Here is a 23386-nt window from a genome sequence, read left to right as displayed (position 1 = left end):
TTTAAGCCAGTTTTTTTATTTGTCAATATGGATTTCAATTACATGCTGACTTTTATCAAATGTCAACATATATGAAGGATTTTTTTCTTTAACAAGTCGCTTAATAACAAAGTCCGTTTCATCTTTACGAACACGACGATTGTGATTTTCCAAGACAATTCCGATTGCTTTATCACTTTCGGTGTAGATAACGGAGGTATTGCCTAGAGAGTAAACTTTGACATAATTTACGTTGGTCGTATTTAGTTGACTGTGAACTAGGTCCTTATAACTATTGGTTACATCTATTAAATGCATGGATTTCACCCGTTTCTTCTAGTAGTTCTTTTTTTAATTTAAGTATACAACTAAACTAAACTTTTTTCTTTAATAAAAAGCATGATTATTATATTTTGCAATAATCATGCTTAAAAATGACGTCTTTAAATATTAGTTGTGTCAGTTGCAGAATTAATAGTGTTCTCATCTTCACTGATAACAATCTTATCTTCAGAAACACTTGCCAGCAAATTCTTTACTGCAGGATGATCAAGTTTATAGTCAGCAACTTTATCTTCAATTTCTTCCTGAATGGTTCTACGCAATGGTCTTGCGCCCATATCTGGACTATATCCTTCATCAACTAATTTCTTTTTAGCATCCTCGGTAACGTTAATTTGCATTCCTTGGTTTTTAACCATGCTGTTTACATCGTCAAGCATTAAATTAACAATTTTTATTAAGTCATCCTTAGTCAGTTCGTTGAATTCAATCACATCATCCAACCGGTTTAAAAACTCTGGCTTAAAGAATTGACTCATTGAACTTCTGGCGGAATCTGGTTGATCTGCAGAATTTTCAGCAGTGAAACCAACACTGGTGTTCTTAATGCCTTGACCAGCATTAGAGGTCATGATGATAATCGTATCCTTGAATGATACAGTTCTACCTTGAGAATCAGTTAAGCGGCCATCATCTAAAATCTGTAAGAAAAGATTCATAACAGCTGGATCAGCTTTTTCAATTTCGTCAAGTAAAATCAAACTGTATGGATGACGTCTTACTCGTTCTGTTAGTTGTCCGGCTTCTTCATAACCGACGTAACCAGGTGCTGAACCAATTAACTTGGAAACAGAATATGATTCCATATATTCTGACATATCGAAGCGAATTAAGGCATTTTCTGAACCAAACATTTGCCGAGCCAATTGCTTAGCTAATTCAGTTTTACCTACACCGGTCGGTCCTACAAAGAGGAAGGAGCCGATAGGTCTGCCGGATTTATTAAAGCCAATACGGTTACGCCGAATTGCACGAGCCAATTTATCGACTGCTTTATCTTGACCAATAACGTGTGCCTTAAGATTTGGTGCCAAGTTTTGCAACTGGTTTTCTTCTTGCTTTTGTAAATCACCAACAGGGATGCCAGTTTTTTCTTCAACAATCTTGTTCATGATCTTGCTGGTAATAATAGGAGATTTGTCCGGATCAACCTTTTGATCCTTCATCTTGTTATATTTTTCGATTTGGTCACGGTAGTATGCAGCTTTTTCATAATCTTCATTCTTGAGGGATTCTTGTTTTAATTTCTGAGCCGCATCAATTCGTTCCTTCATTTTTTCCTTGTCGACGTAAGGAATTGTCAGGTTCATTCTTGAACCTGCTTCATCTAACAAGTCAATGGCTTTATCAGGTAAAAAGCGGTCTTGAATGTAGCGCTCAGATAATTCTGCTGCTGCCTTGATAGCATCATCAGTATAATGAACATGGTGATAATCTTCGTAGCGCTTTTGAATACCCTTTAAAATACGGATTGTTTCTGCAACAGAAGGTTCTTTAACATCAACGGGCTGGAATCTTCTTGCCAGAGCAGAGTCTTTTTCAATTTCCCGGTATTCTTTTAATGTGGTAGCACCAACGAGTTGCAGGTCACCACGAGCAAGAGCGGGTTTAATAATGTTGCCTGCATCCATTCCACCTTCGGCATTGCCTGCACCAACGATTTCGTGAATTTCATCGATAAAGAGGATGATATCATCATGGCCTTGTACTTCTTTAAGTAATTGCTGCATTCGTTGTTCAAATTGACCCCGAATGCCTGTACCTTGAACTAAAGAAACTACGTTTAGTGATATTATTCTTTTATCTTGCAGCTTGGCCGGGACCGAACCGTCGACAATTTGCTGGGCTAAGCCCTCAACTACAGCAGTCTTACCGACACCGGCTTCACCGATTAGGACAGGATTGTTCTTTGTTCTGCGATTCAAGATTTCAATGACACGAGCAATTTCTTTATCGCGTCCAATAACTGGGTCGATTTTACCTTTTCTTGCTAGAGCAGTAAGATCGGTTCCATACTGATCAAGCAGTGAGCGTCCACCCCCGGCACCATTGTTGCCGTTATTGACGTTTCCTGGATTCCCATTGCCCATTCTGGGGTCCCCTGGATTTCCCGCATTGCCGTTGTAATTAAACAGGTCGCTGAAATCACCAAAGAAGTCGTTATTATCATTGTTCATATTAATATTTCCTTGTTGTTTAAGTTGTTGATAACATTGTCCACATAAATTAATTTCACGACTTTGTCCGTTAACCTTCGCAAAAAGATGAATGGAAGCTGGTCGTTTTTGACAGTTTTGACAAAGCAATTGTATTACCGCCTTTCATATCAGTTTACTAAATTATATAATTAGCACTCGCAATAATCAAGTGCTAAAACCTGAATCTTATTATTTGTAAGTAACGCTTATATGATAAAATATGGGTGCAAGATCAGATGATTGCATAAACAAGATTGACTAAAAAGTGGTGATAATTTTGGATTTTCAAAAAATTCTGGTGCAATTAGCGAATGGCGAACTCGATCACTATGAAGTTGAGCCAAAAAATGCTTTTGAATTTCAAGCAGCATTGAGGTCTTTTGAAAAAAGGCAAAATATTACAGGGAAAGCATTGCGAGGTGGTAAAATAATTTACTCAAAATCAAAATCTGAAGTTTAATGATGTAAACTGTTACATTTATGTTGTCTAATTCACAAAAAAATGATAGTCTAAGTAGGCGAATAGGTATTTATTACCGGTTTGATTTTTTGAATTCAAAGGAGATATATATAATGGAAAAACGCGATTTTCATGTTGTTGCAGAAACAGGTATTCATGCTCGTCCAGCTACATTGCTAGTACAAGCTGCTTCTAAATTTGGTTCAGATATCAATTTGGAATACAATGGTAAGTCAGTTAATTTAAAGTCAATTATGGGTGTTATGTCACTTGGTGTTGGCAAAAATGCTGATGTTACTATCAGTGCTAGTGGCGACGACGAAAAAGATGCAATTAACGCTATTTCAGAGACTATGAAAAAAGAGGGCTTAGCTGAATAATGACCAAGACATTAAAAGGAATTGCTGCTAGTGATGGTATTGCTGTAGCACCAGCTTATCTCTTGGTTGAACCTGATCTTTCATTTTCAAAATCTACAGTTAGCGACGTTGAAAGTGAGTTAGCACGCTATAAGAAGGCAATTTCAGTATCAACTGCTGAAGTTGAAAAAATTCGTGATAGTGCAAAGAAGAGTTTAGGTGAAGACGAAGCTCAAGTCTTTGAAGCTCACCTTATGATCTTGAACGATCCTGAATTTACTGGTGCCATTGAAAACGAAATCAAGGAACAAAAAGTTAACAGTGAAGCTGCTCTTGACGAAACTGCACAAAAGTTTATCAGTATTTTTGAAGGAATGACTGATAACACATATATGCAGCAACGTGCAGCCGATGTGCGTGATGTTTCTAAGAGAATTATGGCTCACTTGCTGGGTAAGGAATTACCAAACCCAGCTACCATTGATCACGAAGTTATTGTGGTTGCTCATGATTTAACTCCTAGTGATACTGCCCAACTTAATAAAAAATTTGTTAAGGGCTTTGTTACTGATATTGGCGGAAGAACAGCACACTCTGCTATCATGGCACGTTCACTTGAATTGCCAGCAGTTGTAGGTACTGATTCAATTACCAAGGACGTTGAAAACGGCGACACGATTGCTGTTGACGGTCTAAGCGGTGATGTAGTAGTTAAGCCTACTGACAGTCAAGTTGCTGAATATCAACAAAAGAGTTCTGACTTTTTGCAGCAAAAAGCTGAATGGGAAAAATTAAAGAACGAGCCTTCAGTTACTGCAGACGGTAAAAAGTTTACAATTGCTGCTAATATTGGTACACCAAATGACATGAAGGGTGTAAACGATAATGGTGCTGAAGCTGTTGGTCTTTACAGAACCGAATTCTTATATATGGATTCAAAGGACTTCCCAACTGAGGATGAGCAATTTGAAGCCTATAAGAAAGTCATTGAAGGTATGCATGGTAAGCAGGTAATTATCAGAACCATGGATATTGGTGGTGACAAGCACCTTGATTATTGGGATTTACCAGAAGAAATGAACCCATTCTTAGGTGTGCGTGCCATTAGACTCTCACTGCAAAATGAACAGATTTTCCGGACACAGCTTCGTGCTTTATTGCGTGCATCAGCTTATGGCAAGTTAGGCATTATGTTCCCAATGATTGGTACTCTGAATGAGTTGCGCAAGGCTAAAGCAATTTTGGGTGAAGAAAAAGACAAGTTAGTTACAAAAGGCGTTAAGATTGGTTCGAACTTAGAAGTGGGAATGATGATTGAAGTTCCAGCTGCTGCAGTTTTAGCTGATCAATTTGCCAAAGAAGTTGATTTCTTCTCAATTGGTACTAATGACTTAATTCAGTATACAATGGCCGCTGATAGGGGCAATGATAATGTTTCTTACCTTTATCAACCGGCAAACCCATCTGTTTTGCGTTTAATTAAGCACACGATTGATGCAGCACATGAAAACAACATTTGGTGTGGCATGTGTGGCGAAGCTGCCGGAGACAGTACCATGTTTCCAATTTTGCTTTCAATGGGCTTAGACGAGTACTCAATGAGTGCTACTTCAATTTTGCGTATTAGAAGCTTAATGAAGAAGCTCAATACTGCAGATATTAAGGAATTAGCCAATAAAGCTTGTTATGTTTCAGAAACTGCTGAAGAAAATGAGAAACTGGTTAGTGACTTAATGAAGAAAGTAAATAACTAATAATAATAAAAAAAGGATACATTAGCAAAAAATTATGTATTCTTTTTTATTTCTTTATTTTTTCTTGATAAAAAGTTCACAGAATATTCACGTTTAAAAGATACTATAATAATAAAATTAGTTGAAAAAACTACTTACAAAAAGGAAGTAGTATGATATAATTATATAGATACTAATTAAGGGAGCGTGAAATATATGGTAAATTTATATATCTCTCCAAGCTGTACATCTTGTCGTAAAGCGAAGGCCTGGTTAAAGAAGCACGACATTCCTTTTAAGGAAAGAAATATTTTTTCTGAACCGTTAACAAAAGATGAATTGTTGCAAATTTTGCGCATGACTGAAAATGGTACCGAAGAAATTATTTCAACTCGTTCAAGAGCATTTCAGCAACTTAAAGTTAATCTGGATGACATGTCAATTGATCAATTGCTTGATCTGGTAGAAAAGAATCCAAGTTTGTTGAGACGTCCCATTATTATGGATGACCGTCGTTTACAGGTTGGATATAATGAAGATGAGATTAGGCGCTTTTTACCTAGAAAGGTACGCCGTCTCGAACTTGAAGAAATGCAAAAGATAGCTGACTTATAAATCAGGTAAGTTTAAAATAAAAGCGTTGGTTTTTTAAACTAACGCTTTTATTTTATGAGTAAAGTACGCTACAATAGAACAAAGCATCTGATGGAGGTGAGAACTCATGCAAGTAGATCATATAAACAAAAATACGATTCGCGTGAGAATAGGTAAACAAGAATTAGCAAATCGTGGTCTTAAAGTTTTGGATTTACTGGGTGATAAAAATAAAATCCAGCATTTCTTTTATTCAATTTTAGATGAAATTGATACGGATCATTCTTTTAGTCAAGATGCACCTGTTACTTTTCAAGTAATGCCTAATAATGGTGGGCTTGATTTACTCATCACTAAAGTTACGGCCAAAGATCAGAATAACCTGGCCCAGTTATTTGATAATGGTTTTACTGACAATAATAAAAAGACGAATGATGTTCGCAAGTCTTTTCTCGACTTAGAGCCTGAGGAAGATGAAAACGATAAAGACGAATCAACTGGTTCTGCAATTTCTGGTCACCCCAAGGTGAAGAAAGAGTTTTGGAAACTGCAAAAAAAGCAGGCATATAGTTTTAATGACCTCAATCAGGTAGTTGAACTGGCTGATAGTCTTCAAGCAGACGATTTGGCTTCCAGTCTTTATTTTGAACGCGGTAAATTTTACTTAGAGTTAATCTTTACTGATCAAGATTACTTGGAAATAAGGCCAGCTGATGCATGGGCAATTGCAAATGAATATGGTATTAAAGTTAAAGCTAGTGAAATGGCTCGTGTGCGCATTAATGGCAAATGTTTGATAGCGCATGAAGCTTTAGAGAAGCTGCAAGATTATTTTAGTGATATTAATTAAAATGCCAGATAGCAAAATAAAAGGGGGCAGGTAAAATCCTGCCCCTTTTGCGTACTTATTATTAGGTGATGATTATGTACGCGGCATTGTTGAATAATGTTTTAGTTTTAGCTGTAGCAGAAGCTCGGATAAGTGAAAATGAAAAGAATATAAAAAGGCAATATTTTTGTCCTCAGTGTTATCGAGAAGTCCAGCTGATAAATAATAGTAAAACACCTTATTTTAAGCATATACCAAGTGAAGTTAATTTAAGTGGAGAAAATAAAGAGCATGCACAAAGTAAAAGCTTATTGACCACAGCTTTAAGAGCAGCCCATTTTAACGCACAGATGGAAGTTCAATTAGCTAATGGTCAATTACGCGCTGATATCTTAGCAAGCCCAAATTTAGCATTTGAAATTCAATGTGCTCCGCTCAACAAATCTGAATTTCGTCATCGTCATCTTTTATATCGGCAAATAGGCGTGAAAGATATCTGGATAGTGGGAAAGAGACATTTTTTAGGACAATACATCAAAAAATCGCAACTTATCTTTTTTCGAAGGAATAAACCTTGGCATGATTATTATTTGGAAATTAATCCTGATAAGCTAGTTATCAGTTTGAAATATAACGTTTTGCTTGAGCCGCTGACTAATAAAATTCATTGGCAGAAACAGAATTTTACTATAAATGCCAAGGGACTAAAAAAACTGTGGCACTTTAGGCCAGCTTTACGGAAATACCATATTGATTCGGCCAAGCAAAAACAATATCTAAAAATGCAGCTTATGCAAAAAAGTCTTAATGGCATGAAGATTGCAAATAACTTATATAAAAGACGGCAAACCATTGATGATTTGCCGCCTTGGGTATTTAGCAATTTTCGTAAAATTAATTCGCCAGATAATGCAAGTAAGTTTTTAGATCAGGCGTAAGTGCCTAGCAGGATAATAATCTTTGTCTTCCCTGGTAATACAACCAGTATTTTTAAAAAGTCGAATCAACTTATCATGAGCCAAAATTCCTTCAAGCATTACGCCACTGTAATTGCCGCTTTCATTAAAAATAATAGTTGTAGGAATGTTACAGACATTAAACTGATGGGCAAGTTCCTTATCTTGGCGAATGGAATTATCTACATAAGGAGCAATCCTGCGATCGGTAATACGATCAAAATTTAAATTTAAATCTTGAGCAATTTTTCGCGGTAATTGTTCAGAATATTTATTAAAATCACCGCTGATAGCTTGTTGTAAAGCAACTAGATAGGCTCGAGCCTTTTTGTTGCCATATTCGAACTTAATTGCATGGTAATTGCGTAAAGCTTGAAATGAAGCGATTGTGTACTGCGGGATATCTAGTATTCTTTGGCCGCTCTTTTTTCTTCTGATAATATCTTCTTTTATAACTTTTGTATTTATGATAGGAACGAAGTTAAAAGAAGAGTTGATATTAAGCTCAGCGATTGCATCTTGAATTAAAACTTCTGTGTTATAGCAGTAAATGCCAACGGGATTGACAAAGAGAAAAATTTCGAACATGATCAGACTCCTCCAATACTGATTATTTGTAAATCTAATTATCTATCCTTTTTAGAAATTTACTCATTAGACTATATTTTATCACGATGCTTGTAAGCGCGTGCAATTTTTGCTTGATTTGTATTAGCAGAATTTTGCGTAAAATGATATTTCTTTTTTAAGTCTAACAGAACTTGGGCAATTAATTGGGGATGAGGATTTTCAATCTCTATTTCAAAGTCCTCATAGTTGTCAGGATAGGTACTATCATCAAATGTTAATTCACAATTTTCAGGACCATTTGCTAAAATGCGCTTAGTTTTACTAAAAGTTTGCAAGTTTAGTATTAGGTGGTCTGAAAAGCGCTTGTTCAGATAGTCTCCTACGCTATATTTAAAAGAAATTGGCAAATTTTTGCTGCCATTTTTAACCATTGCTTTAGCTTCAGCTAGTTTTAGTTCGTCATTAATTTCTATTGCTTCATGAAACTGTTGCTGCACGGGATCATTATTGGGAACTTTGAGTGTTTGCTCTGCATGATCAGCAAAAAGACGAATGCGACAACTGATATGATTTTGCTTTAGCAAACCATCTTTGGTATCAAAATAATAATTTTCCTGTTTAAAACAGCTTTTTGCAGCAAAATCCTGGCAAAGTTTGTGATAGATTGTCTTTGGCAGGATAATTTTTGCTTCAATTTCATTATTCTTCGACATAATAATTCCCCATCCAATTTCAGTGATAGAATTTACTTTTTATTCCATGCTACTAATTAAGAAAGTATAGTTTTTTTATTGACATATTGTCAAAATTGCTGTTTCTGCTTAAATATAAAATAGAAAACAAAACTATCAAAGTATAGGCTATACTGAAATTAATAAATTTATCATAATCTTAAAAGCTTTAATATGCAAGAAAAAACTGTATCAAATAAGGGATTATATATGCTGTATAGAAAAAAACGGCTTCTTTTATTAAAGCTATTAGCCATATGAAATTGCTATCATATAATTTATGTTAAAATGGATATGCTGTTTGAGAAAGGGTTATTTCTATGAATAATGATTGGGATAATTTTTTATGGCCTTATGAAGAGGCCGTCCGAGAATTGAAAGTGAAATTTCGTTCTTTAAGACAAAGTTTTTTAACGAAAGGGGAACATTCCCCGATAGAATTTGTAGTTGGCAGGGTTAAAACTGTCGACTCAATTAAAGAAAAAATGCAAAGGCGTGTAATCAGTTTTGATGTAATTGAAACCGATATGCAGGACATTGCAGGTATTAGGATAGTATGTCAATTTGTCGATGATATTTATAAGGTGGTAGACTTAATACATACACGTGATGATATGGAAGTCATTGAAGAACGTGATTATGTTAAAAACGCCAAACCTTCAGGCTATCGCTCCTATCATATGGTTATTTCTTACACTGTTTATTTGCCAAATGGTCCCAAAAAGTTGCTGGCTGAAATTCAAATCAGAACTTTAGCTATGAACTTTTGGGCTACTGTTGAACACACTCTTAATTATAAATATCAAGGTTCTTATCCAAAAGATATTTCCCAAAGACTAAAATCCACTGCAGAAACAGCATATAAACTTGATGAAGAAATGTCTTTAATAAAAGATGAAGTGCAGGAAGCTCAAAAGGTTTTTACCAAAAACAAGGGTAAGGAAAAATAATGAGAATTACAATTGCCCATAACACCAATCCCGAAACGCTAAAAGTTGTGGCGCACTTGCGAAAACTGTTGGAAGCTAAAGCAGGCGTTGTTTTTGATGCTAAATACCCCGATGTTGTCATTACTGTCGGAGGCGATGGTACTTTAATCAATGCTTTTCACCGTTATGAAAACCAGATCAGTTCTATTCGCTTTATTGGTATCCACACTGGGCACTTAGGTTTTTACACTGATTGGCGTGGTCCAGAAGTTGATAAAATGGTAGATGCATTACTTTTAAGAGAGCCAGAATCTGCCAATTATCCGCTTTTAGAAGTAGAACTTTTAACCGAAGCGAATGAAAAGAAACATTTTTTGGCCTTAAATGAATCTGCAGTCAAACGGGTATCGCATACATTAGAAGCAAAAGTCTATATTGATGATCAATTGTTTGAAAATTTTCGGGGAGATGGCTTATGTATATCAACTCCTACTGGTTCAACCGGTTATAATAAATCACTTGGTGGTGCAGTGATTCACCCAAGACTTAAAGCCTTGCAAATGGCAGAAATTGCCTCAATTAATAACCGAATTTTCAGATCACTATCTTCGCCAATAGTGCTGGCACCAGAGCAATGGATTACTATCATACCAAATGCTGATCACTGCGTTTTGACTGTTGATGGTCACCGCATTAATGTCCGCAATGCTAAACAAATTGAGTATCGTATTTCTAGTAAGGAAATTCATTTTGATCGCTTTGGGCATACTCATTTTTGGTCTCGTGTTCAGAGCGCCTTTATTGGAGATAAAGATGACACTATTTAAAGTAATTGTACAAGACAAAGTTCCCAAGAAATTAGGAGCTTTTTTACTGCGAAGCGGTTTTTCAAAAAGAGCAGTGAATAATGCTAAAAATTCCGGTGGGATGCTTTTAGTAAATCATAGAAGGCGTTTCACCAACTACCTGTTGCATCAAGGGGATGAAGTAATCTTTATTCCGGGAAAAGAGAAGACCAATCCCTGGCTAGTCCCCTCAAAGAAGCCGCTAGCAGTCATACGGGAAACTGAAAATTATTTGGTGGTGAATAAACCAGCTGGCATTTTGTCAATTCCATCTCGTTATGATGACGATGCTTTAGTTAACCAAGTTTTAGGTTATTTTAACAGTAAAGAAGAAGTTGACGTTAAACCGCACATAGTGACGCGACTCGATCGCGATACTTCCGGATTGGTTCTGGTTGGGAAAAATGCTATTGCTCATGCTCGTTTTAGTCAGATCGATAAAACTCAATTTATTAAAAAATATCATGCAATAGTTCATGGCAATTTTGCTCCTGAAGAATTGATAGGAGTGATAGATCAGCCTATTGGCCGCAAAGGGACCTCAATTGTGCGCAGCATTGATTCCACTGGCAAGAATGCTAAAACTGCTTATAAAGTGATTGCTCAAAAAAGCGGAGCCAGTTTAGTAGAACTGCGCCTATATACAGGTCGAACTCACCAGATTCGCATACATATGCAATATTTGGGTCATCCTTTATTTGGTGATCCTCTATATGGCATTAATGATGAGTTTAAGCGCCAGGCACTCAATTGCTTTTATTTGGGTTTTCCCGATCCATTTACTAAAGACCAGCATACTAGTATTGAAATACCTGATGCACCGGATATGCAAAAATTATGGCATAGCCTTTAATAGATCTGTAGAGAAATAAAAGAGTTGTCTTGCGTTAGACAACTCTTTTATTTGTTTTACAAAATTTATTCACTAAAAAGTACGCGAGTACCTTCGGGAACAAAAATATTTTTTTGAACTGGTGTCAAACAACCATTTTCAGCATCTCGTGTATATAAAGTGGCATTATCTGAATTTTGGTTGGTTGCTACCACATATTTTTCATCTTTGTCCCAGTTAAAATCACGAGGAAATTCACCAAAAGTTGAAATTCTTTGACGTAGTTGCAAGGTATGATCATCATTAACTGCAAAAACAGTGATGGTATCATGACCGCGATTGGAAGTGTAAATAAATTTACCATCATGGCTAATTTTTATGGCAGCTGCGCCGTTGTGGTCAGAAAAATCATCAGGAATGGTTGAATAAGTAGCAATATTTTTAAAATTCCAGTGGGCTTCATCTAACTTAACTAAGTTAATTTTACTTGAAAGCTCACCGACAACATAAAAATAATTACCATCAGGACTAAATACAATATGGCGTGTTCCAAAACCTGGCTCGTTTTGATATTTAGCCAGGTGCTTCAGCTTATTATTTTTGAAGCTGTAAAAATCAACACTGTCGTTACCCAGATCACAACTCACTAAATTGCCTTGTGGTGTTTGATCGAAAAAGTGGGGATGAGGGCCATCAGCTTGTTCTGGACAGGGACCAAGAGTATCTGCCGTGTGAGTTACGGAATCTAAAAAGGTCAGTTTACCCTCATCATCATACGAAAATACACTGAGTACAGCTGTATGATAATTTGCAGTGTATAATAGTTTTTTTTCGCGGTTAATTCCAATATAGGCTGGCGAAGAACCTGGGGTTAAATAAGAGTCCTTTTCTGAATATTTGCCATTAACTAACTCGAAAGAACTGATTCCACCTTTTTCTCCAGCATTGTTAATTGTAAAAATGAGGTTGCCATCTTGAACAAAATAAGTAGGTCCACCAACTTGGATTACTTCTTTTGCTGGTCCCATTTGCATTTCTACGCCATTAGCAGCCGGAGTAAGCGGCAGCTCATAAATTCCCGTTGACTTTTTTTTGGTGTATCCGCCAATTAATAATTTCATGCTTGAAAAGCCTCCAATTTCATTTATAATTGTCTCAATAATTAGTATAGCATGACACGCAATTGTAAAAATATTGAGTGACTTTATCATTTTAAAAAGTGGTAAAGTATGGTGTCGGTTTTATTAGTATAAAAACAAAAAATTTAAACAAGAGGTATGTTGGAAATGGAAGAAAATAAAATTCGAGAGCTTTACGCTAAGAATGATATTTCTGAAGTTTATACTAATCTTCACTCATCTTCGGCAGGTTTAACTTCTGCAGAAGCAACCGCAAGATTGGCAAAATATGGTCGTAACGAAATTAAAAAATCTGAGGAAGAATCCGAGTGGAAAACTTTCTTCAAAAATTTCATTAGTATGATGGCAATTTTATTGTGGATCTCAGGTGCCGTAGCCATGTTTAGTGGGACGCTTGAATTAGGAATTGCTATTTGGCTGGTCAATATCATTAACGGATTGTTCAGTTTTTGGCAGGAAAGAGCTGCCAAAAGAGCGACAGATGCTTTGAATAATATGTTGCCTACTTATGTTCAAGCAATCCGTGATGGTAAAAAAACACAGATTGATGCCAAAGAACTGGTTCCGGGAGATGTTTTTATTCTTCAGGCCGGCAATGCCATTCCAGCTGATGCCAGGCTGATTACTGCCAGTTCTATGCAGGTTGATCAAAGTGCGTTAAATGGTGAATCTGTGCCAGAATCAAAAACTACAGAATACGCTCCAGGTGAAGGCAGTTATGCGGAAGCAGACTTGGTTTATTCTGGAACAACAGTTGGATCTGGTACTGCTCGTGCTATCGCTTTTGCCACAGGGATGAATACTGAATTTGGTAAAATTGCGCAACTGACACAAAAGCAAAATAAGGTTGATAGCCCATTGACTCAAGAATTAGATCGGCTGACGAAACAATTATCAATAATTGCAGTTTCAATTGGTGTTTTGTTCTTAATTGCGGCAATCTTTTTCGTCAAATATCCTTTTGCCAAGGCCTTTATCTTTGCGTTAGGTATGATTGTTGCCTTTATTCCTGAAGGATTGCTTCCAACTGTTACTTTAAGCTTAGCTCAAGGAGTTAAGCGCATGGCTAAAAAGCATGCCTTAGTTAAAGAATTGAATTCGGTAGAAACTTTAGGCGAAACCACAGTTATTTGTTCAGATAAAACTGGTACTTTAACTCAGAATCAGATGACTATTCATTACATTTGGACGCCGCAAAATGAATATACGGTTACGGGTAATGGCTATGTTAATAATGGTCAAATTGAACTGTATAATAAGCAGTTATGGTACGAAGAAAATCCTGACTTGCATAAGCTGGTGCAGATAGCTTCTTTAGATAATGATACTGCGGTTCAACCCAGCAAAGTCAAAGGGGGTAAACCCAAAATTTTGGGAACCCCAACTGAAGCTTGTTTAATTATTATGGCTGAAAAAGCAGGCTTTGATCGTCAGAAAGTTCTGGTTAAATATCCTCGTTTACGTGAATTGCCTTTTGACTCTAATCGTAAACGCATGTCAACTATTCATCGCTGGAATGACAGTCAGTATATTATTTTTACTAAGGGGTCTTTCAGTGACGTAATTAAGCAATGTGATCAGATTCAAGTTGACGGTAAGGTTCGCTCTATGACTGAAGATGATAAAAAGCGTGCTGAAAAATACAATGCTGAATATGCTGCCAAGGGTTTCCGCAGTATGGCAATGGCTTACCGCATTGTTGAAAAAGAAAATACTGACGTTACTAAGTTAACGATCGAAACGGCTGAACAGCACTTGATATTCGTCGGCTTGACTACGATGAGCGATCCTCCTCGTCCTGAAATTTATAATGCTGTTAAACGGTGTCATCAAGCCAAGATTAAGATTATTATGGTTACCGGTGACTCTAAGCTAACGGCTAAGTCAGTGGCTGTCCAAATTGGTTTGACCTCAGACAAGGCGCGGGTCATATCTGGTGATGAGCTCGAGGATATGAGTGATGCAGATTTGCGAGAAGCGCTAAAAGGAGAAGTGATTTTCGCCCGGGTAGCTCCTGAGCAAAAATATAAGGTTGTTAAGACCTTGCAGGAAAACGGTGAAATTGTTGCCTCTACCGGTGATGGAGTTAATGATGCCCCTGCACTGAAACAAGCTGATATCGGTATCGCAATGGGTCTCACTGGCACAGACGTGGCAAAGGATGCTGCAAATATTATATTGACCGATGATAATTTTGCTTCAATTGTAGCTGCAATTGAAGAAGGACGGGCAGTATATAGCAATATTCGTAAGTTTTTGACTTATATCCTAACTTCAAATGTACCGGAAGCCTTTCCTTCAATTTTATTCCTGTTTTCAGGAGGGATGATTCCTTTGCCAATGACGGTTATGCAGATTTTGACAGTCGATTTGGGAACGGATATGTTGCCAGCATTAGGACTTGGTGGAGAAGCAGTTGATCCGGATGTTATGAAACAGGCACCACGTAAACGCAATGAGCACTTGCTTAATAGAAGTGTAATTATCAAAGCATTTTTATGGTACGGCCTCATTTCCAGTGCTATTTCGATTGCAGCATACTTCTTCGTTAATTTCCAAAATGGTTGGCCTCACGTACCTTTAGCTGCTAACGGCCCGGTATACATGCGTGCAACCACAATGGTCTTGGGAGCAATCATTTTTACTCAGATTGCAAATGTTTTGAATTGTAGAACAAACAAAGTTTCGTTATTCAAGAAAGGCATCTTTAGTAACCGCAATATCTGGTATGGCATTATCTTTGAAATACTGCTATTTTTGGCTTTAACTGTAACTCCAGGATTGCAACAATTATTTAATACGACGAGATTATTGCCAGTTGACTGGTTATTCCTGTTCTGCTTGCCGATCCCATTAGTGATAATTGATGAAATTAAAAAATGGCTCCTTTACCATCAGAAATAAAGAAGTAACAAATAAAACCGCTTATATATTAGTTAAGCGGTTTTTGTTATGCTAAAATTAAAGCTTAAGGAGAACAAATTATGAAGTGGACAGCAACTATTACAAAAATTGGTAAACAAGCTATAGAGCCTAAGAGCAATATGGTAATTTTATTTGGTGAAAATGTTACAGCTGAACTGGTAGAAGTTTCAATTATTCAAAAATTTGACCCTGATTCGCCGCTTACTGGTTTTACTTTGAAAAAAGGGGACACAATTACAATTGATGGTCAAACATATGTAGCTGATTACGTTGGCGCCATGGTTGTCAGTGATATGAGGGCATTAGGACATGCCACACTTTTCTTTAATCAGCAAAAGTCTAAAAATCCCTTGGCAAATGCTGTATATCTTACATTAGGTGACAAGCAAACTCTGCCTGAATTTAACGTTGGCGATGATATAATTTACGAACATATTTGATTAGGATGATTTGATGGAAGTAGAGAAAAAACATAAAAAAAGAACCATTTTTCAAAAATGGTTTTTGAATAACCGCTTTAGTATTGCATTACTAAACATTTTGTTGTTCTTCCTTGTAATCTGGTTGTTCAACAAAATTTCGTTTGTCTTAAATCCTGCTAAAGTGTTTGTAAGTGCAATCTTGCCACCACTAATGCTTGCTTTAATTCAATTTTATATCATGAATCCGCTGGTAGACATTTTAGAGCGGAAATTCAAAGTGCCAAGACTGGTTACGATCTTGGGACTATTTCTTCTTGTGGCAATTTTACTGGTGTGGATTGTTAATACTTTATTGCCAATTGTTCAAAGTCAAATTAATTCATTAATTGCACATTGGCCGCATATCTGGAAGGATGCAAGTAGTGCTGTGCAAGAAGCACTGAGCAAGCCGCAGTTTCACAGTGTAAAAGGCAATATTAACGATGCTATTAATCGCGCGCAGGATATGCTTTTTAAATCAGGTCATGAAGCCATAAATGCCGCTCTGAGCAACATTTCTTCGGCGATCAGTGTAGTAACTATTATTGTTATGACTTTACTTACGGCACCGTTTATTCTCTTCTTTATGTTAAAAGATGCCCATAATTTGCGGCCCTATTTAACCCAATTTGCGCCTAAGCGCTGGCAAAAGAGTTTTGGTGAACTGCTCTATGATATTAACACCGCTTTAGCTTCGTATATCAGGGGTCAAATCACAGTTGCCTTTTGGGTAGGAATTATGTTTGCCATTGGTTATAGTATAGTAGGCTTACCGTATGGCATTGCACTTGCTGTTTTAAGTGGTTTACTTAACCTGATCCCATATTTTGGTACGTTTATTTCCTTTATTCCTGCAATTGTAATTGCGATCATGCTTTCAGTTCCAATGGTCATTAAAGTTCTGATTGTGTTTGCAATCGAGCAAACAATTGAATCAAGAATTATCAGTCCTCTCGTAATGGGTAATAAGATGGAAATGCATCCGGTAACTACAATCTTATTGTTAATTGGTTCTAGTGCAGTTTGGGGACTTTGGGGTGTCATTTTTGGTATTCCTATTTATGCAATCTTAAAAATTATCATTTTACGTGTTTATAATTATTACCGTAATGTTTCCCAAGTTTTTAGAGAAGATGAAGGCGAAGAAACTACTCAAATTGCTGCGCAAAATGGCGAAAATGCTGATTTAAAAAATAAGGAATAAGATTAGTTTGTTTAGAAGTTTGATGTTGAAGGAGAAAAAAGATTGACAAATCATGTAGTGTTATACGAACCATTAATGCCAGCAAACACGGGAAATATTGCTCGCACTTGTGCTGGTACTAATACAGTTCTTGACTTAATTGAGCCCTTAGGTTTTCAAATTGATAATAAAAAAATGAAACGAGCTGGGCTTGATTATTGGGATAAAGTTGATGTGCGGCTTCATGATGATCTTAATGCCTTTTTGAAGCAGTTGGGACCACAGGATGAGCTTTATCTTATTTCTAAGTTTTCTTCCAAAAATTATGCTGAGGTAGATTACACGGATTCTTCTAAAAATTACTACTTCGTATTTGGTAAGGAAACTACTGGCTTACCTGAAACTTTTATGCGAGAATATTACGAACGTAATTTGCGCATACCTATGTCAAATAATATTCGTTGTTACAATTTAGCTAATTCAGTGGCAATAGTTTTGCTTGAAGCATTACGTCAACAAGGTTTTCCTATGCTGGAAACTTCTCATCATTACGAAAATGACAAGTTAAAAGATAACTACAATCGTCCTGAACGCTATGAAAGAAATTTGGGAGGAAATTAAAATGGATTTTGAAAAAGAAACACCGGTGATAGTAAAAAATTTTCACTATGATGTTAATGAAGAACCTGAAACTAAAGATCAAGTTAATTTTGGCCTTAAAAAAGTTGAAAAACAAAATGATGATGGCACAACAGATGCAGGGGTAGATGGTAATTATTTTGACATCACCATCATTTTTGACGTGGCACCTGCTCCCGGAGAATTCTCAGTAAGTGGGATGATTAGCCAAATCGTTCAGATCAAAAATTATTTTGGTGATGGCAGTGATCTTAGTAAGGCTGATTACAAATTGCTTAGTAGACCTTTAGTTGAGTATATTGAAACATTAACTTATCAAGTTACTCAAATTACACTGGATAAACCAGTCAACTTGAACTTCCAAGCTAATTTTTAGTTGTTAATTAGGTAGTATCATGCCAAAAAAGAAAAGGAGAAAAACCACAAAGGCTCGAAAGAAGAATCAGAATACTGGAATTACATGGGCAATTGTCGGACTTTTACAAATTGTTATCTCTGCTTTAGCATTTGCCAAATTTGGAATCCTGGGTAAACAAGTAGCAAATACTTTTCGCCTGGTCTTTGGAGATTCCTATTTGCTCGCAGCTGGTATTTGCATAGTTTTCGGCTTGGTTATGTTGATTTATAATAAGCCGATGCACTTTAACTTCAAACGCAGTTGTGGACTATTTTTTGCTATTTTGGGAATTTTATTAATTCAAAGCAGTATTTATTTTGAACGGGAATTCGTTAATAATGCTTTTATGAATGTCTTTTGGCATGAAATTTCAGCTGAATTCGGTCGCATGGCTGTTACCAAAAATATCGGTGGTGGCGTCATAGGCGCCTTATGCTATCAGATTTTTTACCCCTTACTTGGTCATATAGGACTGCGGGTAATTGCAATTTTATTGATACCGAGTGGTATTTTGATGTTTTTTGATGTTAAATTTTCAACAATTATCAAAAAATTTCAGTCTGTTAGTCAGCTTTTTATTAATAAAAACAAAGCAGCTGGTAGCAAAATCAAAGATAAATACGGCTCTTTCAAAGAGCAACGTGAGCAGAGAAAAAACCAGTTGCATAATCAGGAAGATTCCAATTCAGTGGGTACAAAAGCTCCAGTTTTTCCAGACGTGGATGATTTTACTGTGGATGATAACTCTTCTGAAAGTAACATAGATCAAAACGAAGTAACTGATTTTCCATCTGAAAAAGCAGAATACGGTGATATTCCGGAACACGCTCCTGTTGAGCCGCAAATTCAAGTTGCAAGTCAAAACAATAACGCTAAAGCGCAGCAAAACGATTCTTCTGTTTCATCATTACCTAAATCACATTCTTTTGTTGAAGAAGATAAAAAGATTAAGGAAGAATTAGGAGCAGTAGATCACGGGGAATTAAAATCAAATCAAAAAGTTAGTCCGGATTATCAAAAACCGCCCTTAACATTACTTGATAATATTAAAAATATTGACCAAAGTACTGATAAAGCTCTTATTCGCAAAAATACTCAGACGTTACAATCTACTTTCAAGAGTTTTGGCGTTAACGTTATTATCAAAAAGGCGATACTGGGTCCAACTATTACGCGCTATGAGGTTCAACCGGCTGTTGGTGTTAAAGTCAGTCGCATTGTTAATCTCGCTGACGATTTAGCTCTTGCTCTGGCTGCAAAGGATATTAGAATAGAAGCACCAATCCCAGGGAAACCATATATTGGAATAGAGGTGCCTAATAAGAACACTTCAGTAGTTGCTTTTAAAGATGTAATGCAAAATCAAGATATCAGAGCCAAAAAAGATCCTATGCAGGTTCCTTTGGGTAAGGACGTCAGTGGACAAACTATTTCGGCTAATTTGACTAAAATGCCTCATCTTTTGATTGCTGGATCAACCGGTTCGGGTAAATCTGTAGCCATTAATACAATTTTAACCAGTATTTTAATGAAAGCATTGCCGGATCAGGTCAAGTTAATCTTGATAGACCCAAAGATGGTGGAGCTTTCTGTTTATAATGGTGTGCCTCATTTGTTGATACCGGTAGTTACTGATGCAAAATTGGCTGCAAATGCTTTGAGTAAAGCCGTTAAAGAAATGGAACGCCGCTATAAACTGTTCGCTGCAAGTGGAGCCCGTAACATGAGTGAATTTAACGAAAAGGTGCGGCTGAATAACCAAGATAAATCAAAACCGGCAATGAAGCCGTTACCATATATCTTAGTGGTAGTTGATGAACTTAGTGACTTAATGATGGTTGGCGGACGTGATGTTGAAGGAGCAATTGTCCGTTTGGGCCAGATGGCTCGGGCAGCTGGTATTCACATGATTTTGGCCACTCAAAGACCAAGTGTTGATGTTATAACCGGCCTGATTAAAGCAAATGTTCCTTCACGAATTTCTTTTGCTGTTTCGAGTGGTATTGATTCACGGACTATTTTAGATCAAACTGGAGCCGAAAAATTACTTGGCCGCGGCGATATGCTATATATGCCTGTTGGTGCTTCAAAGCCTGAACGTATTCAGGGTGCCTATGTTTCGTCACATGAGGTTGAAAATATCATTTCCTGGGTAAAAAAACAGCAGAAACCCGAATATGATAAAGGTATGATTCCACAAAAAGGCCAAGAGAATTCTGAAAATAAAGATGATGAGCCAAAAGATGAATTCTATGATCAAGCAGTGGATTTAGTAAGGCAACAACAAACGGCCAGTGTATCACTCTTACAAAGAAGATTTCGTATTGGTTATAATCGTGCAGCTAGGATTGTTGATGAAATGGAAGAAAAAGGTATTGTGGGCCCATCTGAAGGTTCAAAGCCTCGCCAAGTTTTATTACCGCCTAAAAAAGAGGGAGATAAGAGCTAATTTTTAAGAAAGTTTATCATGTCGTTTTATTAGTTCAAATTTGTGAAAAAATAATGGTAAAATAAAATTGAATGTGAATACATAACTGAGCTATTCTCAAGAAGATTAGTTCAGTTATTAAAGATCATTTTCAATATTTAAAGAAAAAATAGAATAAAAGGAATGTTTTAATTGCAGCGAGCTCTTGTATTTGGTGCTACAGGTGGCATTGGTCAAGCTATTTGTGTTGAGTTGGCTAATGCTGGTTGGTCTCTTTACATTCATTGCAGTCAAAATTGGCGAAAAGCTTATTCTTTGGCTCAAGGAATGAGTCAAAAATATCCTCAGCAGGATTTTATTCCCATCAAATTAGATTTTCTGGCTGAAAATAATGATTTAAAAGAATTTGTTAATAATTTACTGCCAGTTAACGCTGTGGTATTTGCCCAGGGAATTACCGATTATAATTTTGTTAGTAGTCAAGATACGGCCAAAATTGATGAGATTATGCGCATAAACTTGGTTACCCCAATTAAGTTGACAGGACTATTTGAACCTCATTTGATAAAAAATGATTATAGTCGTATTGTTTATTTAGGATCTGTTTACGGTGGCTCAGGTAGTGCTATGGAAGCGGCATACAGTTCTTCCAAATCAGGTCTTGAAGGGTTTGCACAAGCATATGCCCGCGAAGTTGCTTCAGCTAATCTGACGGTTAATGTTGTTGCACCCGGTGCTGTCAATACAGCAATGAATTCCGTGCTTGGCCCTGAAACGATGGAAGAAGTTAAGGGTGAAATACCTGTTGGTCGTTTAGCAGAGGGTAAGGACATTTCTTATTGGGTTAAAACTTTACTTGACGTTCAGTCAGGGTATCTAACTGGTCAGACCATTTATGTTAGTGGCGGCTGGCTTATTTAAATGTAATAATTATATGTAGTATATGTTATACTCAAAGAGTAAATTTAGAATTTGAAGAGGTAACTATGGCAGATATCGGAGATAAATTACGCAGTGCCAGAGAGGCTAAGGGACTTTCAATTGAAGACATTGAAAAAACAACCAAGATTCAAGGTAGATATCTGACTGCAATCGAGCAAAACGATTTTGATAAACTTCCTGGTGATTTTTACGTTAGAGCCTTTATTAGACAATATGCACAGATAGTTGGTTTAGATGGCAAAAAGTTGCTAAGTGAATACCACGAAGACATACCTAAAGCCGAACCTGAAGAATTTGTCGAAGACTCGATTGACAATAAAAGTGAGGAAGTACGTAAAACCACCAGTAATAAGAAAAAGATTTGGCAGGATTACCTGCCACGAATCATTGTCGGTTTGGGGATAGTTGCAGTAATTTTGGTATGCTACGTTGTATTTGCTCATTTTTCTTCTAGTCGCAATGAAAATAACAACGAAGCAAATGATGTTTCTGTTTCTTCGGATAGTGGTAAACGACACCGCAAAGTTAAGAAAATTAAAAAGAAGAGCGTTAAGATTAAGGAATTGGCTGCGAATCAGTTTCAGATTATCGGCCTTAAAAATAACCGCAATTTAGTTGTTAGAGCCGGTGATCAAGCAACTACAGTTTCGATTGCAATGAATGGCGTAACTCAAAGTGGTCAGACTTTAACAGCTGGTCAAAAACACACTTTAAGAATTCCAGAAACTGCTCAATCTGTAGTCGTTACATTTAGCAACGCTCTAGGAACATCAGTAACAATTGGTGGCAGAAAAGTACCATATACAGCTCAAAATTCGAGTCTTTCTTTAACCTTTTATATTGGCAAACGGCGGAATAGTCAAAATAGTCAAAACAATCAACCACATCAAGGTCAAAATAATTCCGGAACTACGAATAATAATTCAGGACATAGTAATTCGAACCAGCAAAATCAACAGCATAGTCAAACTGATAATTCTAATGGTAATAATGGTGCAAGTTCGAATACAAATAATGGTCAACAAAATACTCAAAATAATCAAAGTTCCCAGAATAATGGTCAATCGAATCATGATAACAATCAATCAAATAACACTGAGCACAGTAATGATTCTGGCCATTCTGGAGGTACTTCCTCTAGTGGAAATGATGATAAAAAATAGTAATTATTTTTGGAGGAAAAGTTAAGAATGAATTTGCCTAATAAGTTAACGGTTTTTAGAATATTATTGATTCCGGTTTTCATGCTAATTGTTATTTTTGGTGGTGATGCCAGTTTTAAAGTTGCTGGCACTACTGTATATTGGAGATTGGTAATAGCTGCGATTGTGTTTGCAGTTGCTTCTGCAACCGATTGGTTTGATGGTCATATTGCTAGGTCACGCAACTTGGTTACAAATTTTGGAAAATTTGCGGATCCTTTGGCTGACAAAATGCTTACTATGACTGCATTTATAATGTTAATTTCTTTAAAACTTGCTCCGGCCTGGGTTGTAGCAATAATTGTTTGCCGTGAATTGGCAGTAACAGGATTGCGTTTGATTTTGGCAGAGAATAAGGGACAAGTTATGGCTGCCGCTATGCCTGGTAAAATCAAAACGACATGTCAAATGCTTTCAATTATCTTTTTGCTAATTGGAGACTTTTATCATATAGGCACTATCTTACTTTATATTGCACTGATTTTTACTATCTATTCTGGCTGGGACTATTTCCACAGTTCATGGGATGTCTTTGAAGGTTCAATGTAATTAAAGAAAAATTTAGTTTTATTAAAAAGCACTGCAAGTGAAGTTAACCCCTAGAATTGGACGTTAACATTATTTCATATTCGCTAAGGCCGTATTCCGATATTCAATCGGGGTGCGGCCTTTTAGCGTGTGCCTAATTCTAGCTTGATTGTAGTATTTGATCC

General features: G+C 36.6%; 24 protein-coding genes. 18 read left to right on the top strand and 6 right to left on the bottom strand.

The window, feature by feature from the left end:
• Positions 1-15: 15 nt before the first annotated feature.
• On the bottom strand, positions 16-297 hold the full coding sequence (locus GYV61_RS06935) for a DUF1827 family protein (RefSeq protein ID WP_110445832.1): 282 nt from the start codon (positions 295-297) through the stop codon (positions 16-18).
• Between the two features lie 125 nt (positions 298-422).
• Complete coding sequence (locus tag GYV61_RS06930; protein ID WP_122025825.1) at positions 423-2627, bottom strand: ATP-dependent Clp protease ATP-binding subunit; 2205 nt, start codon at positions 2625-2627, stop codon at positions 423-425.
• Positions 2628-2796: 169 nt separating this feature from the next.
• Between GYV61_RS06930 and GYV61_RS06925 the strand changes: the two genes are divergently transcribed.
• From GYV61_RS06925 to GYV61_RS06900, 6 genes are all read left to right on the top strand, one after another.
• The gene (locus GYV61_RS06925) at positions 2797-2979 is read left to right on the top strand and encodes a hypothetical protein (RefSeq protein WP_046324572.1); all 183 of its coding nucleotides are present in this window, start codon (positions 2797-2799) and stop codon (positions 2977-2979) included.
• Between the two features lie 113 nt (positions 2980-3092).
• On the top strand, positions 3093-3359 hold the full coding sequence (locus GYV61_RS06920) for a phosphocarrier protein HPr (RefSeq protein WP_046324573.1): 267 nt from the start codon (positions 3093-3095) through the stop codon (positions 3357-3359).
• On the top strand, positions 3359-5092 hold the full coding sequence (gene ptsP, locus GYV61_RS06915) for a phosphoenolpyruvate--protein phosphotransferase (RefSeq protein ID WP_174795281.1): 1734 nt from the start codon (positions 3359-3361) through the stop codon (positions 5090-5092). The genes GYV61_RS06920 and ptsP overlap by 1 nt, the downstream gene beginning before the upstream one ends.
• A 195-nt stretch (positions 5093-5287) precedes the next feature.
• Positions 5288-5686 (top strand): transcriptional regulator SpxA, encoded by a 399-nt coding sequence (gene spxA / locus GYV61_RS06910; protein ID WP_046324575.1) that lies wholly within the window; start codon positions 5288-5290, stop codon positions 5684-5686.
• 106 nt (positions 5687-5792) lie between these two features.
• On the top strand, positions 5793-6515 hold the full coding sequence (locus GYV61_RS06905; protein ID WP_174795280.1) for an adaptor protein MecA: 723 nt from the start codon (positions 5793-5795) through the stop codon (positions 6513-6515).
• A 74-nt stretch (positions 6516-6589) separates the two neighbouring features.
• Complete coding sequence (locus GYV61_RS06900) at positions 6590-7432, top strand: competence protein CoiA (RefSeq protein ID WP_110445838.1); 843 nt, start codon at positions 6590-6592, stop codon at positions 7430-7432.
• On the opposite strand, the gene GYV61_RS06895 is transcribed toward GYV61_RS06900, so the two are convergent.
• Both GYV61_RS06895 and GYV61_RS06890 read right to left on the bottom strand, forming a co-directional pair.
• Positions 7418-8038, bottom strand: a complete 621-nt coding sequence (locus tag GYV61_RS06895; protein ID WP_174795279.1) for a DsbA family protein — start codon at positions 8036-8038, stop codon at positions 7418-7420. The two genes, GYV61_RS06900 and GYV61_RS06895, sit on opposite strands and share 15 nt — an antisense overlap.
• Before the next feature lie 71 nt (positions 8039-8109).
• Positions 8110-8733, bottom strand: coding sequence for a CYTH domain-containing protein (locus GYV61_RS06890; protein ID WP_174795278.1), 624 nt, complete (start codon positions 8731-8733; stop codon positions 8110-8112).
• Positions 8734-9071: 338 nt separating this feature from the next.
• On the opposite strand from GYV61_RS06890, the gene yjbM reads away from it, so the two are divergent.
• From yjbM to GYV61_RS06875, 3 genes are read left to right on the top strand one after another with little or no spacing between them, the layout of a single operon-like run.
• Complete coding sequence (yjbM, locus tag GYV61_RS06885; protein WP_046324580.1) at positions 9072-9701, top strand: GTP diphosphokinase; 630 nt, start codon at positions 9072-9074, stop codon at positions 9699-9701.
• A complete protein-coding gene (locus GYV61_RS06880) occupies positions 9701-10507 on the top strand; it encodes an NAD kinase (protein ID WP_174795277.1) in 807 nt (268 codons plus the stop codon). The genes yjbM and GYV61_RS06880 overlap by 1 nt, the downstream gene beginning before the upstream one ends.
• Positions 10494-11378, top strand: coding sequence for an RluA family pseudouridine synthase (locus GYV61_RS06875; RefSeq protein WP_174795276.1), 885 nt, complete (start codon positions 10494-10496; stop codon positions 11376-11378). The genes GYV61_RS06880 and GYV61_RS06875 overlap by 14 nt, the downstream gene beginning before the upstream one ends.
• A 65-nt stretch (positions 11379-11443) precedes the next feature.
• Here the strand turns inward: GYV61_RS06875 and GYV61_RS06870 are convergent, their stop codons facing one another.
• Positions 11444-12478 (bottom strand): lactonase family protein, encoded by a 1035-nt coding sequence (locus GYV61_RS06870; protein ID WP_174795275.1) that lies wholly within the window; start codon positions 12476-12478, stop codon positions 11444-11446.
• Between the two features lie 165 nt (positions 12479-12643).
• On the opposite strand from GYV61_RS06870, the gene GYV61_RS06865 reads away from it, so the two are divergent.
• The 9 genes from GYV61_RS06865 (at position 12644) to pgsA (ending at position 23222) form a co-directional block, all read left to right on the top strand.
• Entirely contained in the window at positions 12644-15400 is a 2757-nt protein-coding gene (locus GYV61_RS06865; RefSeq protein ID WP_174795274.1) for a cation-translocating P-type ATPase, read from the top strand.
• A gap of 80 nt (positions 15401-15480) precedes the next feature.
• The gene (locus GYV61_RS06860; protein WP_046324585.1) at positions 15481-15861 is read left to right on the top strand and encodes a PTS glucitol/sorbitol transporter subunit IIA; all 381 of its coding nucleotides are present in this window, start codon (positions 15481-15483) and stop codon (positions 15859-15861) included.
• A gap of 13 nt (positions 15862-15874) precedes the next feature.
• Positions 15875-17086 (top strand): AI-2E family transporter, encoded by a 1212-nt coding sequence (locus GYV61_RS06855; protein ID WP_174795273.1) that lies wholly within the window; start codon positions 15875-15877, stop codon positions 17084-17086.
• A 42-nt stretch (positions 17087-17128) separates the two neighbouring features.
• Complete coding sequence (locus GYV61_RS06850) at positions 17129-17686, top strand: tRNA (cytidine(34)-2'-O)-methyltransferase (RefSeq protein WP_046324587.1); 558 nt, start codon at positions 17129-17131, stop codon at positions 17684-17686.
• Between the two features lies 1 nt (position 17687).
• Positions 17688-18080 (top strand): DUF1149 family protein, encoded by a 393-nt coding sequence (locus tag GYV61_RS06845; protein WP_046324588.1) that lies wholly within the window; start codon positions 17688-17690, stop codon positions 18078-18080.
• A 19-nt stretch (positions 18081-18099) separates the two neighbouring features.
• On the top strand, positions 18100-20550 hold the full coding sequence (locus tag GYV61_RS06840; protein WP_174795272.1) for a DNA translocase FtsK: 2451 nt from the start codon (positions 18100-18102) through the stop codon (positions 20548-20550).
• 171 nt (positions 20551-20721) lie between these two features.
• Complete coding sequence (gene ymfI / locus GYV61_RS06835) at positions 20722-21450, top strand: elongation factor P 5-aminopentanone reductase (protein ID WP_174795271.1); 729 nt, start codon at positions 20722-20724, stop codon at positions 21448-21450.
• 65 nt (positions 21451-21515) lie between these two features.
• The gene (locus tag GYV61_RS06830; protein WP_174795270.1) at positions 21516-22634 is read left to right on the top strand and encodes a helix-turn-helix domain-containing protein; all 1119 of its coding nucleotides are present in this window, start codon (positions 21516-21518) and stop codon (positions 22632-22634) included.
• 27 nt (positions 22635-22661) lie between these two features.
• Positions 22662-23222 carry a CDP-diacylglycerol--glycerol-3-phosphate 3-phosphatidyltransferase gene (gene pgsA, locus GYV61_RS06825; protein ID WP_046324592.1) on the top strand — a complete coding sequence of 187 codons (561 nt, stop codon included), beginning with the start codon at positions 22662-22664 and terminating at the stop codon, positions 23220-23222.
• Between the two features lie 69 nt (positions 23223-23291).
• Here pgsA and GYV61_RS09895 read toward each other — a convergent pair whose 3' ends face one another.
• Complete coding sequence (locus GYV61_RS09895) at positions 23292-23384, bottom strand: IS3 family transposase (protein ID WP_420870818.1); 93 nt, start codon at positions 23382-23384, stop codon at positions 23292-23294.
• Positions 23385-23386: the final 2 nt, after the last annotated feature.

The sequence above is a fragment of the Lactobacillus melliventris genome (genome assembly GCF_013346935.1).
In the GTDB taxonomy this organism is placed as follows: Bacteria; Bacillota; Bacilli; order Lactobacillales; family Lactobacillaceae; genus Lactobacillus.
The sequence above is the reverse complement of the archived record's forward strand: the minus strand, read 5'-3'. Positions and strand labels throughout refer to the sequence as shown.

Bases quoted from the DNA above. Each gene is read 5' to 3' on its own strand.
- GYV61_RS06935 (WP_110445832.1), bottom strand. From the start codon at position 297: ATGCATTTAATAGATGTAACCAATAGTTATAAGGACCTAGTTCACAGT.
- GYV61_RS06920 (WP_046324573.1), top strand. From the start codon at position 3,093: ATGGAAAAACGCGATTTTCATGTTGTTGCAGAAACAGGTATTCATGCT.
- ptsP (WP_174795281.1), top strand. From the start codon at position 3,359: ATGACCAAGACATTAAAAGGAATTGCTGCTAGTGATGGTATTGCTGTA.
- spxA (WP_046324575.1), top strand. From the start codon at position 5,288: ATGGTAAATTTATATATCTCTCCAAGCTGTACATCTTGTCGTAAAGCG.
- GYV61_RS06905 (WP_174795280.1), top strand. From the start codon at position 5,793: ATGCAAGTAGATCATATAAACAAAAATACGATTCGCGTGAGAATAGGT.
- GYV61_RS06900 (WP_110445838.1), top strand. From the start codon at position 6,590: ATGTACGCGGCATTGTTGAATAATGTTTTAGTTTTAGCTGTAGCAGAA.
- GYV61_RS06895 (WP_174795279.1), bottom strand. From the start codon at position 8,038: ATGTTCGAAATTTTTCTCTTTGTCAATCCCGTTGGCATTTACTGCTAT.
- GYV61_RS06890 (WP_174795278.1), bottom strand. From the start codon at position 8,733: ATGTCGAAGAATAATGAAATTGAAGCAAAAATTATCCTGCCAAAGACA.
- yjbM (WP_046324580.1), top strand. From the start codon at position 9,072: ATGAATAATGATTGGGATAATTTTTTATGGCCTTATGAAGAGGCCGTC.
- GYV61_RS06880 (WP_174795277.1), top strand. From the start codon at position 9,701: ATGAGAATTACAATTGCCCATAACACCAATCCCGAAACGCTAAAAGTT.
- GYV61_RS06875 (WP_174795276.1), top strand. From the start codon at position 10,494: ATGACACTATTTAAAGTAATTGTACAAGACAAAGTTCCCAAGAAATTA.
- GYV61_RS06870 (WP_174795275.1), bottom strand. From the start codon at position 12,478: ATGAAATTATTAATTGGCGGATACACCAAAAAAAAGTCAACGGGAATT.
- GYV61_RS06865 (WP_174795274.1), top strand. From the start codon at position 12,644: ATGGAAGAAAATAAAATTCGAGAGCTTTACGCTAAGAATGATATTTCT.
- GYV61_RS06860 (WP_046324585.1), top strand. From the start codon at position 15,481: ATGAAGTGGACAGCAACTATTACAAAAATTGGTAAACAAGCTATAGAG.
- GYV61_RS06855 (WP_174795273.1), top strand. From the start codon at position 15,875: ATGGAAGTAGAGAAAAAACATAAAAAAAGAACCATTTTTCAAAAATGG.
- GYV61_RS06845 (WP_046324588.1), top strand. From the start codon at position 17,688: ATGGATTTTGAAAAAGAAACACCGGTGATAGTAAAAAATTTTCACTAT.
- GYV61_RS06840 (WP_174795272.1), top strand. From the start codon at position 18,100: ATGCCAAAAAAGAAAAGGAGAAAAACCACAAAGGCTCGAAAGAAGAAT.
- GYV61_RS06830 (WP_174795270.1), top strand. From the start codon at position 21,516: ATGGCAGATATCGGAGATAAATTACGCAGTGCCAGAGAGGCTAAGGGA.
- pgsA (WP_046324592.1), top strand. From the start codon at position 22,662: ATGAATTTGCCTAATAAGTTAACGGTTTTTAGAATATTATTGATTCCG.